Origin of the sequence: Aeromonas sp. sia0103, from assembly GCF_963895295.1 — a bacterium.
Classification (GTDB): Bacteria; Pseudomonadota; Gammaproteobacteria; order Enterobacterales; family Aeromonadaceae; genus Aeromonas; species Aeromonas encheleia.
On record NZ_CAWQKG010000022.1, the window covers coordinates 329,464 to 344,135 of the forward strand.

General features: G+C 63.2%; 15 protein-coding genes and 1 pseudogene. 5 read left to right on the top strand and 11 right to left on the bottom strand.

All coding sequences use genetic code 11. The annotated features are described in order from the left end of the window. Positions 1-13: 13 nt before the first annotated feature. The 5 genes and pseudogenes from AACW18_RS09940 to AACW18_RS09960 all read right to left on the bottom strand — a co-directional run bounded on the left by AACW18_RS09940 (position 14) and on the right by AACW18_RS09960 (position 3,790). Positions 14-1,159, bottom strand: a complete 1,146-nt coding sequence (locus AACW18_RS09940) for a patatin-like phospholipase family protein (RefSeq protein ID WP_218388538.1) — start codon at positions 1,157-1,159, stop codon at positions 14-16. Positions 1,160-1,338: 179 nt separating this feature from the next. After that, on the bottom strand, positions 1,339-2,196 hold the full coding sequence (locus tag AACW18_RS09945) for an alpha/beta hydrolase (RefSeq protein WP_218388539.1): 858 nt from the start codon (positions 2,194-2,196) through the stop codon (positions 1,339-1,341). Between the two features lie 69 nt (positions 2,197-2,265). Beyond that, entirely contained in the window at positions 2,266-2,847 is a 582-nt protein-coding gene (locus tag AACW18_RS09950; protein WP_218388540.1) for a TetR/AcrR family transcriptional regulator, read from the bottom strand. Positions 2,848-3,046: 199 nt separating this feature from the next. Further along, a pseudogene (locus AACW18_RS21500) lies at positions 3,047-3,121 on the bottom strand (DNA-binding response regulator); the annotation flags it as partial. 24 nt (positions 3,122-3,145) lie between these two features. Continuing rightward, complete coding sequence (locus AACW18_RS09960; RefSeq protein WP_042654036.1) at positions 3,146-3,790, bottom strand: response regulator transcription factor; 645 nt, start codon at positions 3,788-3,790, stop codon at positions 3,146-3,148. A gap of 156 nt (positions 3,791-3,946) precedes the next feature. Between AACW18_RS09960 and AACW18_RS09965 the strand changes: the two genes are divergently transcribed. Next, on the top strand, positions 3,947-4,573 hold the full coding sequence (locus tag AACW18_RS09965) for a glutathione S-transferase (protein WP_218388541.1): 627 nt from the start codon (positions 3,947-3,949) through the stop codon (positions 4,571-4,573). A gap of 70 nt (positions 4,574-4,643) precedes the next feature. Here AACW18_RS09965 and AACW18_RS09970 read toward each other — a convergent pair whose 3' ends face one another. The 5 genes from AACW18_RS09970 to AACW18_RS09990 form a co-directional block, all read right to left on the bottom strand. Continuing rightward, a complete protein-coding gene (locus tag AACW18_RS09970) occupies positions 4,644-6,767 on the bottom strand; it encodes an alpha-amylase (RefSeq protein ID WP_218388542.1) in 2,124 nt (707 codons plus the stop codon). A gap of 234 nt (positions 6,768-7,001) precedes the next feature. Further along, entirely contained in the window at positions 7,002-8,162 is a 1,161-nt protein-coding gene (locus AACW18_RS09975) for a membrane protein (protein ID WP_042654033.1), read from the bottom strand. Then, positions 8,162-8,533 (bottom strand): GtrA family protein, encoded by a 372-nt coding sequence (locus AACW18_RS09980; protein ID WP_042654032.1) that lies wholly within the window; start codon positions 8,531-8,533, stop codon positions 8,162-8,164. The genes AACW18_RS09975 and AACW18_RS09980 overlap by 1 nt, the downstream gene beginning before the upstream one ends. After that, positions 8,530-9,594 carry a glycosyltransferase family 2 protein gene (locus tag AACW18_RS09985; protein ID WP_218388543.1) on the bottom strand — a complete coding sequence of 355 codons (1,065 nt, stop codon included), beginning with the start codon at positions 9,592-9,594 and terminating at the stop codon, positions 8,530-8,532. The genes AACW18_RS09980 and AACW18_RS09985 overlap by 4 nt, the downstream gene beginning before the upstream one ends. A 55-nt stretch (positions 9,595-9,649) precedes the next feature. Then, positions 9,650-10,195 carry a hypothetical protein gene (locus AACW18_RS09990; protein WP_042654030.1) on the bottom strand — a complete coding sequence of 182 codons (546 nt, stop codon included), beginning with the start codon at positions 10,193-10,195 and terminating at the stop codon, positions 9,650-9,652. Between the two features lie 320 nt (positions 10,196-10,515). On the opposite strand from AACW18_RS09990, the gene AACW18_RS09995 reads away from it, so the two are divergent. From AACW18_RS09995 to AACW18_RS10010, 4 genes are all read left to right on the top strand, one after another. Then, the gene (locus AACW18_RS09995; protein ID WP_218388544.1) at positions 10,516-11,283 is read left to right on the top strand and encodes a substrate-binding periplasmic protein; all 768 of its coding nucleotides are present in this window, start codon (positions 10,516-10,518) and stop codon (positions 11,281-11,283) included. A gap of 79 nt (positions 11,284-11,362) precedes the next feature. Continuing rightward, positions 11,363-12,844, top strand: coding sequence for a L,D-transpeptidase family protein (locus tag AACW18_RS10000; protein WP_218388545.1), 1,482 nt, complete (start codon positions 11,363-11,365; stop codon positions 12,842-12,844). Positions 12,845-12,992: 148 nt separating this feature from the next. Beyond that, the gene (locus AACW18_RS10005; RefSeq protein ID WP_042654027.1) at positions 12,993-13,538 is read left to right on the top strand and encodes a YcbK family protein; all 546 of its coding nucleotides are present in this window, start codon (positions 12,993-12,995) and stop codon (positions 13,536-13,538) included. A 127-nt stretch (positions 13,539-13,665) separates the two neighbouring features. Next, on the top strand, positions 13,666-13,917 hold the full coding sequence (locus AACW18_RS10010) for a hypothetical protein (RefSeq protein ID WP_042654026.1): 252 nt from the start codon (positions 13,666-13,668) through the stop codon (positions 13,915-13,917). A gap of 93 nt (positions 13,918-14,010) precedes the next feature. Here AACW18_RS10010 and AACW18_RS10015 read toward each other — a convergent pair whose 3' ends face one another. After that, positions 14,011-14,625: a trimeric intracellular cation channel family protein gene (locus AACW18_RS10015; RefSeq protein WP_042654025.1), complete on the bottom strand. Its 615-nt coding sequence runs from the start codon at positions 14,623-14,625 to the stop codon at positions 14,011-14,013. Positions 14,626-14,672 lie beyond the last annotated feature (47 nt).

Consider the following 14,672-nt stretch of genomic DNA (forward strand, 5'->3'; position numbering starts at 1 on the left):
GCAAGCCGCCTCCTCAGGCCTCCTCACGGATCCGCTCCTCTATGCCCAGGAAGGCCTCGATGCGCTGGCGTTCCCCCAGCGCATCCTGATAGCCGAGTTTTATCAGCTGCTGGCAGTAACCCGGATCGAACATCAGGAAGCTGGCCAAGCTGCTGCTCTCGCTGCCGGTGACCCCCATCACTCGCAGCAGGCGGCGCACATGGGTCGGCAGCCTGGGCAGGTAGTCGAGGGCGATGAGATCCAGATCCTGGCTAGGCCTGATCACACAGGTCTCCACCTGGCGCAGCTTCAGCCGATTGCGCTCCCGATCCGGAATGAGTGCCAGGGTCTGGTTGATGCGCCCCAGCCGCTCCAGATCCGAATTGAGGGTGTCGGAGAAGACGGTGTTGAGCAGATGGCCGGCGATGTTGGAGCTGGTCAGATGGCCCTGATGCGGCGCCATCGCCGCCGGGTGTGGCGAGTCCAGGGTCACCAGCAGGATCCGCTCCGCCCCCAGGTGAATGGCGGGGCTCAATGGACTCAGCTGGTGGATGGAGCCGTCCCCGTAGAAGCTGTCGCCGATGCGGGTAGCCGGGAAGACGAAGGGCAGCGCCGAGGAGGCCAGCAGGTGATCCGAGGTGAGCAGGGTGCGCAGGCCACGCCGTCTGGCCCGCTCCCAGGGCTGATGCTCGGCCCGCCCCTGGAAGAAGGTGGTGGAGAGGCCGTCATCATAGTCAGAGGCGGTGATGGCGATGGCCTCCAGGCTGCCGTAGAGGATGTTGTCATCGATGCGGTGATAGTCGATGACCTGCTCCAGCAGGCGGCGCAGCGGCGCATTGTCGAACAGGTGAAAGGCGCGGTTGCTGCTCGGGCTGATGAGGCCGGCCGAGCCCTGATACAGGGTGCGCCATAGCAGCTGACAGGGGTGGAAGTCGAAGATGTGGTGGGTCTCGAAGCGGCGCCAGATCCACTCCAGCTTGCGCACCCCAAGATGGAAGCAGGAGGCGTAGCAGGCCAGCGCCGTGACGTTCAGCGCCCCGGCCGAGGTGCCGCACAGGATGGGAAACGGGATGCCGAGGTTGCGGGGGTAGAGCTCGGCCACGGCCTTGAGGACACCGACCTGATAGGCGGCGCGGGCACCGCCACCGGTCAACAGAAGCGCTGTATTGGGTCTGGCCATGACGCTACCCCTTATGTTGTTGCCGGCAAGCAGCCACCATGGGCGGGTCTGAGCATGATGTTGCGCCTTGTTGTTGCCATCTGCGCGTTTTACCACCGAGCAATTCAACTATAAGCCGCTGTATCAAATATAAAAATGGCCGCCTCATCATTTTTTGAGGCGGCCAGTTCCAGGCGGTATCAGGCGGCGCCCTGGGGCTGGGTCAGCCGATCGAAGGCGGCGAATACCGGGGGGCTGGCGAGGATGCGGCCGTGGCCGAGGCCACGGGTGCTCACCAGCCGGGTGCGGCCATCCTGCGCCGCGCGCAGCGAGTCCTTATGGGGGGCGAACCTGTCCTCCTCGTCGTGGACGATGAGGGCATGGCCGGCGCGACTGGCGAGCCGGCCGAGGGGATCGACCGTGCTGAGGGGATGCTGGTATTCCTGCTCTATCTCTTTCACCACCGCATCGAACAGCCGGATGGAGTAGCCGGAGCGCGCCACCATGCCATAGAGCTGGGGCACGTAGTCGAGCACGGGGGAGATCAGCAGCAGCGGCAGCCTGTCGAGGGCGGGATGCTGGCTGGCGAGGGTGACGGCGCCGCCCATGCTGTGGGTGATGACCCCCTCGATGGGGCCGAACCGCTCGAGCAGCTCGTCGAAGGCGCGCACGAACCTGGGCAGGTGACCGGTGTGGCCGTCGCTCTGGCCGTGGGCCGGGTGATCGTAGGCCAGCGCCGTGAAGCCCTGGGCGGCTATATGGGCCATCAGCGGGTAGAACTGGCTGGCGCTGCCGGACCAGCCGTGCATCAGTAGCCAGACCGGCCCCTGGCCGAGCCGATAGCTCATCAGCGCCCCTTCGCGGGTGTGCACCGCCTGTTGCACCAGCCCGGCCGGTGCATCTGTCTCGCTGCTGGGTCGTTGCGGGGTCAGCAACAGCTTGCTGGCGGTACGCCTGGCGTGGGCGGGGGCCAGCACGTGGTGCAATCGGGTGCTGAGCCCCAGCAACAGCTTGCTCGGGCTGAAACGGCGGGTGTTGAAATAGATCTTGCTGCTCATGGTCATCCTGTCGTTTTTATGTGCGAACGGTCGTGCTTTTTTATCGGTTTTTAAAAGGAAAACTGAAAATCAGCGCCAGCTCAGCAGCAGACTCTCCACCTCGGGCCAGAAGTGGCGGGCCGGATCCTGACACAAATCCAGCGCATTGAACACCTGATCCCCGAGATAGAGGCCATAGAGCCGGTAGACGGCGCGCCAGGGATCCAGATCCCTGCGCCACTCGCCCTGGGCCTGGCCCTGCACCACCTGGCGAGCCAGGTAGTCGAGCCAGAAGCGCACCAGCTGGCGGGCCGCCTGCTGCACCTCCCCCTCCTGGGCCGAGGTCCAGGCGTCGAGGAACATGCAGCGGCCGGCAAAACTCTGGTTCCAGGCCAGCCAGGCGTGGAGCAGGGCGGTCAGCTTCTCCTGCTGGGTCTGATGCTGCTGCCGGCGCACCGGCTGGATCACCCGCTCCCTGAACACCTCGGCGGAATAGCCCAGCACGGCGATCTGCAGGTTGTCGCGGGATTGAAAATGGGCGAACAGGCCGCTCTTGGACATCTCGCACAGGCTGGCGAGGGAGCCGATGGTCAGGCTCTCCAGCCCTTGCTGGCTGGCCTGTTCGAAGGCGGTCTGCAAAATGTTCTCGCGGGTCAAACGGCCCTTGCTCATCGGCGGATCCTCACTGTTGTCTGCAGCATAAAGTACGATCGTACTATTTGTCGAGCCACAAACCGGCGGAAGGCGCTCGGCCGCTCGGGCTCAGTCGTCCTTGATGCCCATCTGCTGCAGGGCGATGACCGTCTGGGTACGGTTCTTGACGCCGAGCTTGCGGAAGGTTGGTCGTGATATGGGGCCGGTGGCCGCCGGCTCAGTCGTCCTTGATGCCCATCTGTTGCAGGGCGATGACCGCCTGAGTGCGGTTCTTGACGCCGAGCTTGCGGAAGGTAGGTCGTGATATGGCGCCGGCTCAGTCGTCCTTGATGCCCATCTGCTGCAGGGCGATGACCGCCTGGGTGCGGTTCTTGACACCGAGCTTGCGGAAGATGGCGGTGATGTGGGCCTTGATGGTGGCCTCGGAGACCTTGAGCTCCCAGGCGATCTGCTTGTTGAGGCTGCCGTCGCGCAGCATGATCAGCACCTTGTACTGCTGGGGCGTGAGGCTGGCCAGCTTGCTGGCGAAGTCGGGGCCATCCTCGGACTCGGGCCGCAGGGAGATCCCCTCCGGCACCCAGTTATCGCCTCCGATCACCGTATTGAGGGCGCTGACCAGCTCCTTCATGGGGACGGACTTGGGGATGAAGCCGAGGGCGCCGAGGCGCAGCACCTGCTGGATGATGGCAGGATCCTCCGAGGCGGACACCACGACGATCGGCAGATCCGGGTATTGGCCACGCAGGTAGGCGAGCCCTTCGAATCCGTTGGCTCCCGGCATCTTGAGATCGAGCAGCAGCAGATCCACCTCGGGGTGTTCTCCCAGCAGCTGGGTCAGGCTGTCGATGGAGTCGGCCTCCAGCAGTCGGGCCTCGTCGATGGCCATGTGCACCGCTTGATAGAGGGCGCCCCGAAACAGGGGGTGGTCATCTGCGATGACGATGGTAAATTGGCTGTCCATTGCTCACATTATTGCTAACTGATTGTTTTGAAAAATCAAACTAGCACTGCTCCTGTGGGGGGTCAAACCCGCAGCGGTGCAAATGTGAGGCGACCATGGGATGTCGTGCCAACGGGGCCGATCCATGGCATCAACAACCCAAGCAGGAGGCAATGAATGGGATCCTTGGTACTGACGGTGGGCACGGGCTCCACCTGGGCGATGCGGGCGGCACTGGTGCTCACCATGAGCGGGCTGGAGTGGCAGGAGCAGGTGTTCGATCTGGAGGATGCCAAGGCGCTGCAGCGGTTGAAGCGGGTCTCGCCGACCGGGTTGGTGCCCTGGCTGGATGATGGCGAGCTGCGGATACACGACTCCCTGGCCATCGCCGAATACCTGCATGAGCTGTGCCCGGAACGGCAGCTCTACCCGCAGGATAGGGCCGAGCGCGCCCTGGCCCGCAGCCTGTGCGCCGAGCTGCACTCGGGCTTTGGCCAGATCCGCAGCCGCCTGCCCTTCTTCCTGGGGGCGCCGACCCAGTGCGAGCCGCCGGTGGAGACCATAGGCGAGCTGGCCAGGCTGCAGACGCTCTGGTCCCAGGCGAGGGGCACCTTCTATTTCGAGGAGGCGGGGATCATCGACGCCTTCTACGCGGTGATGGCCTACCGGCTGGCGAGCTATGGTATCCAGCTGCCCGGCCAGGCCGGCGCCTATCAGCAGGCCCTGCTGGCCTGGCCCCTGTGGCAGGCGCAGCTGGTCAAGGCGCGGCTGCAGTGGCCGGCCATCGCCCGGCAGCTGGCATGAGGTGAAGGGGCCTGCGCAATGAGAGAGGGGAGCCACTGGCTCCCCTCTCGTTTGTCTGGTGCGGGCCGGGTTATGGCTGCCGGCCGGCAAACACCACCACCACCTTGTCGGCGCCTTTTTCTCGCACGAAGCTGTAGGGTGCATCGGACAGCTTCTGGTGGCTGCCCGCCGCCACCGCCGGATGGGCGGCGCGGAACTGGCCGAGGTGCTGCCAGTGCTTGACCAGCTCGGCCTTGTCGCCGCTCCCCAGCTCCTGCCAGTTCATGTCAGAGCGCACGCTCTGGTCAAAGACGCCACCATCCTTGGCGAGATCGCGGCCGGACTCGTCGCCGTAGTAGAGCTGGATGCCGCCCGGCAGCAGCATAAAGCTGTTGGCCACCCGGCGCTGCAGCGGCACGTCCCGATAGTCGCCGAAGAACAGCTTGGTATCGTGGGAGCTGATGTAACTCAGCACGTTGAACTCCGGATCCTGATTGATGCGGCTGGCGTAGCCGGCATAGGTCGGCTCGGCCGCCGCCATGCACTGGGCCTGGGGCAGGGCGAACTCGCGCTGGTAGTCGAAGTTGATCAGGGAGTCGAAACCGTGTCGGTACCAGAAGTCCTTGGCCACCCCGTGATCCCACACCTCGCCCACCATGTAGAACGGCAGGTTGTCGAGGGCCTTGGCCGGGTTGGCGGCCTTCCACTCCTTGAGCGCCGCCGTGCCCGCCTGCTTGAGCCTGGCCCACACTGCCGGCTCCAGGTGCTTGACGGTGTCGGCCCTGAAGCCGTCGATGCCAAAACGCCGCACCCAGTCGGTGTGCCAGGCGATCAGGTAATCGCTGACCGTGGCATCGGGCAGCGCCCTGGCCAGGCTGTCCTTCTTCGCCGCGAGCAGGGGGGGCAACCCCACCGACTTGGTCGATTCGGTCAGGAAGTCCGGCAGCCCAGCCACCGAGCCGGTCACATCGTCGGTGCTGGGTTGCGGGTAACCTGGCAGGCCGGCGCGCACCCAGTCAGGCCCCCACCACTGGTTCCAGTTCGGGGACTGGTAATCGATAAACTGGTTGTAGCCATGCCAGTCGAGGCCACCGCTCGGGCGCCACTCGTTCCAGCGGGCCGGCAATTTCCCCGTGTTCTGGGTCAGGCTGTCGAGCCCCAGATCCTGCAGATCCGCCAGGGTGGCGTAGCCGGCGTGGTTCATCACCACATCGAGGATGATGCGCATGCCGCGCTTGTGGGCCTCGTCCACCAGGGTCTTCAGGCTCTCCTCGTCGCCGTAGTTGGGGTCTATCTTGGTGAAATCCAGCGCCCAGTAGCCGTGGTAGGCGTAGAAGGGAAAGTTGCCCTGTTCGCCGCCGCCGATGAAGCCGTGCACCTGCTCCACCATGGGGGTGATCCAGATGGCGTTCATGCCGAGGGACTTGATGTAATCGAGCTTCTCGGTCAAGCCCTTGAAGTCGCCGCCGTGCCAGGTGGCGACCTCGTCCTGACCGTCTTTCTGGCGACCGAAGCTGTGATCGTTGGCGGGATCGCCGTTGTGGAAGCGGTCGGTCAGCAGGAAGTAGACGCTGGCCTGATCCCAGCTGAAGGGCTCGGGCTTGGGCGCCGCTATGGGCTCGAGCAGCAGCAAGCCGCCGCTCTCTTTCGATGGCGTTAGCGTCAGCTTGCCGCCCTTGACCACAGCCTCCTGTTTTGAGTAGGCATCCCGTAGCCGGGTGCCATCCGGCCAGACGCCCTTGAGCGACACGGTGACAGGGCCGCCATCCCAGGCGATGCAGGGCTCCTCGGGGGGCTGGCGCTTGAACTCGCTCTTCTTGGTCGCCCGCAGCACCTTGAGGCTGGGGGTCGCCGGGTTGAAGGTGAACTCGTAGTCCCCCGCCAGCATCACCCGCAGGCTAAAGCTTTGATCCTTGGCGCACTTGTCCATGGGTTGGGCGGTGCCGAAGGGGAGTGGCTGGTTCTCGCTCGGGCCGAAGCTGGTGCCGCAGCTGTTGTTTGCGTCGCTGATGCGGATCTGGTGACTGCCCTTGCTTAAGGTGTGAGTCAGGCTGACGGTGCCCTCGTCCAGTGCCAGCGTCTCGGCCACCGGCTCGCCATCCACATAGAGGTGCAGCGCCGGTGCGGCCAGCGCCTGGCTGGCGAACAGTGGCGTGGCCAGCACGGCGAGCCACAGGGGCGAGAGGCTGCGATCGAGGCGAAGAGAGGGACGCATAAGCCATTCCTTGAGCTGGGTGAGCGGATTCCGTTGAGGAGCTCATTCTAGGGGGCAAGGCGGCGGGTCTGGATCGGTAAAATCCCGATTTGTGAGGTCAGTTCAAATGGTTACGTTTTCAAGCAGAGCAAAGTGTGATGGCTGCCGTGCAGGCCCCCGGACGGGGGCCAAAAAAATGCCGGTCAGTCGACCGGCATGTTCAGGTGGGGCTGCTCGCCTGCAGGCGAGCCCGCGTCAGACGGTAAAGAACTTGAAGTTGACGAAGGCCACCGCGATGAAGGAGGCGACCATGCCGCTGACGCAGAGCACCGCCGGGCGGATGGCCGGCCAGCGATGGGTCAGCAGTACGATGGCCAGCAGGGTCGGGTAGAGGCCGAACATGTAGCGCGGCATGGCATTGAGCCCGGTCATCAGCGGTATGGTGCAGCAGATGAACATCAGGGTTGCCTCGGCCCAGCGCTTCTGGCTGAACAGATAGCCGTTCAGGCACCAGCCGAAGATCACCATGATGGAGAGGTAGGCCTTGCGGCCGCCCAGCTCGAAGCCACTGAGCCACCAGTCGAGGGGGCTGTCCATGTAGCGGCCCCAGGCCACCTGGATGTGCTTGAAGGCGAGCGCGTCCCCGGTGAGGTGGTAGAGATAGACCATGTAGGCGAACAGGCCGAACGGAATGAGCCAGAGGGTGAACACCACCTTGAAGGCTCGCTCGGTGAAGCGGAAGAACTCGCGCCAGCCATAGGCCTGCAGCGCCAGGATCAACACCGGGAACACCATCATCACCCCCAGGTTGCGGGTGCCGGAGATGAGGACGCCGAGGAAGGCCACCATCAGCCACTGCTCGCGGTAGGCAAACAGGAACATGCCCAGCATCAGCGCCATGAACATGGGCTCGGTATAGCCGGAGACGAAGTAGGCGGAGAAGGGGGAGAAGGCCAGCAGCCAGACCCCGAAGCGGGCGGTCTCGTCACCGAGCTTGAGCTGGCGCAGCACCAGCAGCATCAGCGGCAGGCTGATGAAGAAGGCGATGTTGGCCACCAGCATCAGGCCGATCAGGCTCTCGATGTTGAGCAGGCTGGCGAGGCCGCCGGCGAGCATGGGGTAGAGCGGCATGAAGGCCCAGTTCGCCGCGTTGCCCTTGCTGAGCCAGCGCGGATAGAGGTCATAGCCGTTCTCGATGATGCGCTGGAACCAGACGCAGTCGAACTGGCAGTAAGCCTGCAGCGGACCTATGGGGGCCGTGCCGTAGAGCTGGACGCCGAAGTAACCCATGCCGTAGAGGGCGGCCCGGCTTAGCACGAAAGCGGCGATGATCATCAGCCAGTCACGGTTGCTGATCCGCAGGGAGGGGCGGTAGGGGCCCGCGGTGTCGGGGGTCGGAATTGTCATGTCATTCATCAGGCAAATACCCAGATCCTGGAGAGGAGGTAGGTGAGAACTGTGACCGCCAGGGTGGCGATTACCACGGGGAGCAGGCCGGAGAGGCCCGCCAGCAGCAGGCCGGAGAGCAGCAGGTTACGCACCACCAGCGAGAAGAGTGCCACCAGCAGGAACTTGCCGGCCGCCCCCTGTTTCTGGAAGGTGATGTAGCGATGGCCGAAGAAGGAGAACCAGAAGGCCACCGCAAATGCGAGCGTGGTGACCAGGTGCTCCGAGATGGTGGGCCAGGTGCGAAACAGCGCGATCGAGGTGCCAAGATCGACGAGGGTAGCCCCCCCGCCGACGAAACCGAAACGAACCAGACGCCAGAATTCCTCGCGGGAGATCATTGAGGCGCTTGCTCCTGCTGGTCGTCAGCGGCCTTCACTGTGGCCGCCTTCTTGCCGGCGCTCTTCTTGCTGTCGGTGGCCGCGCCGTCCTGTGGTTGTGCTTCATCCTGCTTGGCATACTGGCCGTACACACCTTCGATGAGGTAGACAGGGCGCTGCTTCACCTCGACGAACATGCGGCCAATGTACTCGCCGATGATGCCGAGGGAGAGTAGCTGGATGCCACCGAGGAACAGCATCACCGACATCAGTGAGGCGTAACCGGGCACATCGATGCCAAAGAACAGCACCTGGGTGATGATCTTGAGGATGTAGAGGAAGGCGATCAGGGAGACGCCGACCCCGACGTAGCTCCATACCCGCAGCGGCCAGCTGGAGAAGCTGAGCAGGCCGTCGAGGGCGAAGTTCCACAGCTTCCAGTAGTTGAACTTGGTCTCACCGGCGTGGCGGGCGGGACGCTCGTAGGGGACGCCGACGGCGCGGAAACCGGCCCAGGCGAAGAGCCCCTTCATGAAGCGGTTGCGCTCGGGCAGTTGCTTGAGCGCCTCGACCACCTTGCGATCGATCAGGCGGAAGTCACCGGCGTTCTCCGGCAGCTTGGTGCTGGTGGAGAGGGCGTTGAAGAAACGGTAGAAACCGCCGGCGGTGAGGCGTTTCATCGGGGTGTCTGCGCTGCGATCGACCCGGATGCCGAAGACGGTGTCGTAGTCGCCGGTCTGCCACAGCTTGACGAATTCCAGGATGAGGGCGGGGGGATCCTGCAGATCCACGTCCATCGGCACTATGGCATCGCCCTTGGCCTGATGCAGGCCGGCGGTCATGGCGGCCTCTTTGCCGAAGTTGCGGGCCAGGTTGACCAGGGTGACGCGGGGGTCGCGGGCGATGGCCTGCTCGACCACCTCACGGGTGCGGTCGCGGCTGCCGTCGTTGACGAACACTATCTCAAGCTGATCCTTGAGCGGGGCCAGCTCGTTGTCTATCGCGCTGATGAAGGCGTCTATGCTCTCTTCCTCGTTATAAACGGGAACGACCAGAGAGAGTCGAAAATCGGCATGCGACATGGGAACTTCCTTATTGGAAAATGGTGTTATAAAACAAAGTCTTATATTTTTAGATTCACTGGGCGACGGTCAGACGTACCGACTGGACGTTGAGCGGTGTCGGTGCGGACAGGGCCAGGAAGTTGGGGTGCTTGGGATCGGCGGTCAGCGATTCGCCGGGCAGGTTGAGCCGGATCTCGTTGATGCCCGCCTTGGCCAGCTTGACTGTGGTGGTGATGTCGTGACCCAGTGCGACCTTGAGCAGGGTGCCCGCCTCCGGGCTGTTGATCCTGGCCTGGATGGTCACCTGCCCGGGTTGTGCCTGGTGCTTGGGCAGCACGAAATAGAGGCCACCCTGGCCGCTGAGTTCGGTGCCTTCGGCGTTCGGCTTCTTGGCCCAGCCTTCGCTGGAGAGGAAGCGGCTCGGCTTGGTGAGGTTGAGTTCGTTACCCGGCTGGTAGGTCATGCTGGAGTTGTGCTCCCAGAAGCGGGTCTTGCCTTCCAGGTAATAGAGCTTGTAAGCCAGGCTCACGTTGGGGTGAGCGGCCAGGTAGAGGGTGTAGAGGTAAAAACCACTCAATGCCATGATGGCAGCCAGAAAACCGAACTTTTTATAGGTCATATCACTCACTCGATGCCTGACGGATGGGTAGGCTGATTTCGCGCATATGCTAATCCAATTGCAAAAAAAGCATAGTGGATCACAAAAATATATTCGCTCAGATATTAACCCCTTTTCCCCCACGCTCCAAATGTCGCCGACGGCCTCCCTTTATCCTCGCCATCGGGGCCTGTGCCCCCGCATCTGGCTCATGACCGCCCCCACGTCAAAAGGGGGCCTCATCAGGCAAATGACTGATATTGCTCATTGCTGTGGCAGGATCTGTCGCCATTTGTCCTGCGCAGATCTAAGATGGCGCGTCCCATCGTCAAGGATGATCCATGAGGCTGCTCTTTCTCTGCCTGCTCTGCCTGTTGCCTGCCCAGCTGGCGTGGGCCCGCTCGGGTTGTGCCACGCCCTTGCGCGTCGGCTTCGACAACTGGCCACCCTATCACTATTACCAGCAGGACGGTGAGCGTCGGCGCCTGCACGGCTTCTCGGTCGATTATCTCAACGCGGTGGCGACCCGGTTGGGGTGTCGCCTGGTCTATGTCGAGCGCCCCTGGAAACGGGTGCTGCAGGACTTGGCACAGGGCCGGCTGGACATCGCCATGGAAGCCTATTTCTACGATGACAGGGCGCGTTACGCCTGGTTCTCCACTGCCTACAACCCGGGCCGCAGCGCGCTCTGGGTGCGCAAGTCCGACAGCTATGCCGAGCAGGACCTGGCCAGCTGGCTGGCCAGAGGATACAAACTGGGGGTGACCAAGGACTATTACTACGGCGCCGAGATTGCCGGGCTGCTGCAGCGCCATCGAGAGCAGGTGAGCGAGGTCAACGATGCGCAAAATTATCGCAAGCTGTTGCTGGGGCGGGTCGATGGTTTCCTCGGGGATATTCTTGCCACTCCCTGGGGTCTGAAGAGAGAAGGGCTGGCGGAAGGCATAGTCCCCCATGTCATGCGGGTCTATGAGACGCCAACCTATTTCATGTTGAGCAAGAAGACCCTGCCGAGCGACTTTGTGCAGCGCTTCAACCAGGCGATCGAGGCGGTTGGCAAGAGTGATGAGCACGCGCTCATCTGGCGTCGTTACGCGCCCGCCCGCTAGCAAAGTCGCCGGCATTCACGCATCATGGGCATCTGACCGTGGCGCCTGACAGGCCGAAGTGAACCGATTTGAGGTAAGCATGGGTAAGAAGTATTGGTGGGCATTGGCAAACCTTATCTGGTTGGGCTGCTGGCCGGCGGGCATGGCCCAGGCCAGCACGGAACAGATGGTGGTGGCCAGTCCCAGCATCCAGCACGACTGGTATCAGAACAGCACGGCCCAGCAGGCGCGCCTGGAGCTGGAGCGTCAGCTGCAGGAGGCAGTGCTCGCCCAGCTGCACCCGGACTTCTACCGACTCTGGCAGCAGTTGCAGAAGGCCCCTGCCGATCGGCGCGGCGCCCTCTACGACGAGGCCTTTGGCAAGCTGGCCCGTTTCCAGCAGGCTTGGCGTGCCATGGATCTGGTTGCCCGCGAGCAGATGCAGACCCTCAAGCTCGATCTGACCAAGCCCCTGGCCCACGAGCCGGTTGGTGACAACCTGCTGGATCAGGTCAAGCAACTCAGGCCCCAGGTCGCCGAATATGAGGCCGTGCGCGAGGAGGTGGGCAAGCTGCTGGCGATGCCCATGGCCAAGCACTGGCCCAACCTGGACATGCCGACCCTGCGTGCCGGGGAGAGCTCGACCGAGCTCGGCCAGATCCGCTCCATCCTCAACGAGCTGGGGGATGGCGCCCCCACCCATCAGGACGCCACCTATGATGCGGACACCGAACAGGCCATCAAGCAGTTCCAGCGTCGCCACGGCCTGACCGCCGACGGCATCATAGGCCGTCAGACCCGCTCCTGGCTCAACACAGGCCCAGAGGTGCGTGCCAGCCTGCTGCTGCGCAACCTGTGGCGCCGGGATCTGGTGGATCATCTCGCCGGCCGCTATGTGCTGGTCAACATCCCGGATTACCGCCTGAGCGTGGTGGAGTCCGGCAGCGAGGTCTTCACCAGTCGCGTCATCGTCGGCAAGGAGCAGCGGGCCACCCCCATCCTCGCCAGCGAGATCCGCTCCATAGTGCTCAACCCTGCCTGGCATGTGCCGCGCTCCATCCTGAGCAAGGACATTCTGCCCAAGCTGGGACGGGATCCTGCCTACCTCAATCGGGAGCAGTTCGAGGTGATCGACGGCGAGGGCAACCCGGTGCAGTTCAGCGAAGATGGCTGGCATCAGGCGCTGGCGTCTGGCTTCCCTTACCGGTTGCGGCAAAAGCCCGGCGATCACAACGCCCTGGGGCGCTACAAGTTCTATCTGCCCAACAACGATGCCATCTATCTGCACTCGACGCCGGGCAAGGCGCTGTTCGAGCAGGGGGCGCGGGCCTTCAGCTCCGGTTGCATCCGGGTCGAACATGCGGACGATCTCGCCGAACTGCTGCTGGCGGATTCCCGTTATCAGCCGGACAAGGTCGCCAACATCCTGAAAGAGAGCGAGACCAAGTGGCTGCCCCTGACCACGCCGATCCCGGTGTTCACCGTCTACTGGAGCAGCTGGATCGACGAAGAGGGTCGCCAGCAACTGCGCAACGACATCTACGGATTCGATCGAGCAAGCTTTCAGAGTCGCTTGTTGTGATCCCTGCCACAGAGTGAAAAGCCCGGCTCATGCCGGGCTTTTCTATGGGCGTTTGCGGTTTGACAGGGCTTTTCTCGGCGGGTAGTTTCGGCCTCTGTATCATTTTCATTCACCACTGTTACTTCACTCTGGAATGGACGGACAACGGATGCTGGAACAAGAGATAAGCCGACGCCGTCTGCTGCTGGGCGCCGGTTGCCTGATGGGGGCCAGCCTGCTGTCGTTCCCGGCCATGGCGAGCCGCAGTACCTCGGGGCGTGAACTCAGCTTCTTCAACCTCAATACCGGCGAGCGGGTACGCACCAGCTATTGGGAGAATGGCCGTTATCTGAGCGATGGCCTGGCCGAACTCAATCATATTTTCCGCGACTACCGTCGCAACGAAGTGTTCAACATCGACAAGAAGCTGTTCGATCAGCTGTTTCTGTTGCAGCACAGGCTGGGCCGCCAGGGCGAAATCCAGCTCATCTCGGGCTACCGCTCACCGGCCACCAATCGCCAGAAGCGGCAGCGCAGCCGTGGCGTCGCCAAACACAGCTATCACACTCTGGGTCAGGCGGTGGACGTGCGCATCCCCGGCGTGCAACTGGCACATCTGCGCAAGGCGGCCCTGAATCTCAAGGTCGGCGGTGTGGGTTACTACCCGTCTGACAACTTCGTGCACCTCGACACAGGCCCGGTGCGCAGCTGGTAACTGGCGGTTCGGCTCTGCCGTTCGCTGCTCGCCAACAGGGGATTCCGGGTTGATGCGCCGCGGGGCAGGGTTGGCACAGAGGGCCCCCGAGCTGCTAGGCTCTGGACACTATCCAGAGGAGAAATAAATGAAGCAGATTTTGATCGGGGGGCTGATCGCCCTGCTGTTGACCGGGTGCAGCAAGCTGAACCGGGAGAACTACGACAAGTTGAAGATGGGGATCAGCTATACCGAGGCGAGCAGCATCCTCGGCAAGGCCGAGAGTTGTGACGACAAGCTGGGCACCACCAGCTGCGTCTGGGGAGGGGAGGGCAAGAATATCAAGATCCGCTTCATCGCCGACAAAGCGACGTTCTTCAGTTCGGAAGGGATCAACTGAGTCAGTCTTGTGTCGTCGTCACCAACAAAGAAGCGCCGGAAGGCGCTTTTTTGTTGGTGATAATAAACTCAGTATGGTCAGGAGCTGGCGCACTCAGTGAGTGGCATATTGATAATTGAAGGTGGGCAGCCCCCACTTGAAGCGCACCGCCAGCAGCCGCAGCACGAAGCCGATGCCGATAGCCCCGAAGGCGGCCCAGTCATTGGGCAGGCCCTGGGCCAGCGCGAAGCAGTAGAGGGCGGCCGTCACCAGGGAGACGGCGGCGTAGAGCTCGCGCTTGAACACCAGTGGGATGCGCTGGCACAGGAGATCCCGCAGCACACCGCCGAAGACGCCGGTCACCACGGCCATGATGCAGGCGATACCGGCCCCGTGGCCCATCTCCAGCGCCCGGGCCGCGCCAAAGATGGAGAACACCACCAGCCCCAGCGCATCGAGCGCCAGGAACAGCTTGCCGAGATAGCGCATCAGCGGTGCCGAGATGACCCCCGCCATGGCCGCCCCCGCCACTAGCAGCACATATTCGGGATGCTCCACCCAGAGCAGGGGATAGTGCCCCAGCAGCACATCCCGGATGGTGCCACCGCCGATGGCCGTCGCCGACGCGATGATCACCACACCAAACAGATCCATCCGCCGCCGACCCGCCGCCAGCGCGCCAGTCATCCCTTCGGCCACCAGGCCGAGCAAGAAGAGAGCATGTAACATGAGTTATCCCAGGGTGCGAGAAAGGCCCGCATCCTAACAAGCCTGCT

What these genes read in the sequence shown, in the direction of transcription:
- AACW18_RS09985 (WP_218388543.1), bottom strand. Translation starts at nt 9,594, where the DNA reads ATGTCGCATGCCGATTTTCGACTCTCTCTGGTCGTTCCCGTTTATAAC.
- AACW18_RS09965 (WP_218388541.1), top strand. Translation starts at nt 3,947, where the DNA reads ATGGGATCCTTGGTACTGACGGTGGGCACGGGCTCCACCTGGGCGATG.
- AACW18_RS09970 (WP_218388542.1), bottom strand. Translation starts at nt 6,767, where the DNA reads ATGCGTCCCTCTCTTCGCCTCGATCGCAGCCTCTCGCCCCTGTGGCTC.
- AACW18_RS09945 (WP_218388539.1), bottom strand. Translation starts at nt 2,196, where the DNA reads ATGAGCAGCAAGATCTATTTCAACACCCGCCGTTTCAGCCCGAGCAAG.
- AACW18_RS09980 (WP_042654032.1), bottom strand. Translation starts at nt 8,533, where the DNA reads ATGATCTCCCGCGAGGAATTCTGGCGTCTGGTTCGTTTCGGTTTCGTC.
- AACW18_RS09975 (WP_042654033.1), bottom strand. Translation starts at nt 8,162, where the DNA reads ATGAATGACATGACAATTCCGACCCCCGACACCGCGGGCCCCTACCGC.
- AACW18_RS10010 (WP_042654026.1), top strand. Translation starts at nt 13,666, where the DNA reads ATGAAGCAGATTTTGATCGGGGGGCTGATCGCCCTGCTGTTGACCGGG.
- AACW18_RS10015 (WP_042654025.1), bottom strand. Translation starts at nt 14,625, where the DNA reads ATGTTACATGCTCTCTTCTTGCTCGGCCTGGTGGCCGAAGGGATGACT.
- AACW18_RS10005 (WP_042654027.1), top strand. Translation starts at nt 12,993, where the DNA reads ATGCTGGAACAAGAGATAAGCCGACGCCGTCTGCTGCTGGGCGCCGGT.
- AACW18_RS09990 (WP_042654030.1), bottom strand. Translation starts at nt 10,195, where the DNA reads ATGACCTATAAAAAGTTCGGTTTTCTGGCTGCCATCATGGCATTGAGT.
- AACW18_RS09940 (WP_218388538.1), bottom strand. Translation starts at nt 1,159, where the DNA reads ATGGCCAGACCCAATACAGCGCTTCTGTTGACCGGTGGCGGTGCCCGC.
- AACW18_RS09950 (WP_218388540.1), bottom strand. Translation starts at nt 2,847, where the DNA reads ATGAGCAAGGGCCGTTTGACCCGCGAGAACATTTTGCAGACCGCCTTC.
- AACW18_RS10000 (WP_218388545.1), top strand. Translation starts at nt 11,363, where the DNA reads ATGGGTAAGAAGTATTGGTGGGCATTGGCAAACCTTATCTGGTTGGGC.
- AACW18_RS09960 (WP_042654036.1), bottom strand. Translation starts at nt 3,790, where the DNA reads ATGGACAGCCAATTTACCATCGTCATCGCAGATGACCACCCCCTGTTT.
- AACW18_RS09995 (WP_218388544.1), top strand. Translation starts at nt 10,516, where the DNA reads ATGAGGCTGCTCTTTCTCTGCCTGCTCTGCCTGTTGCCTGCCCAGCTG.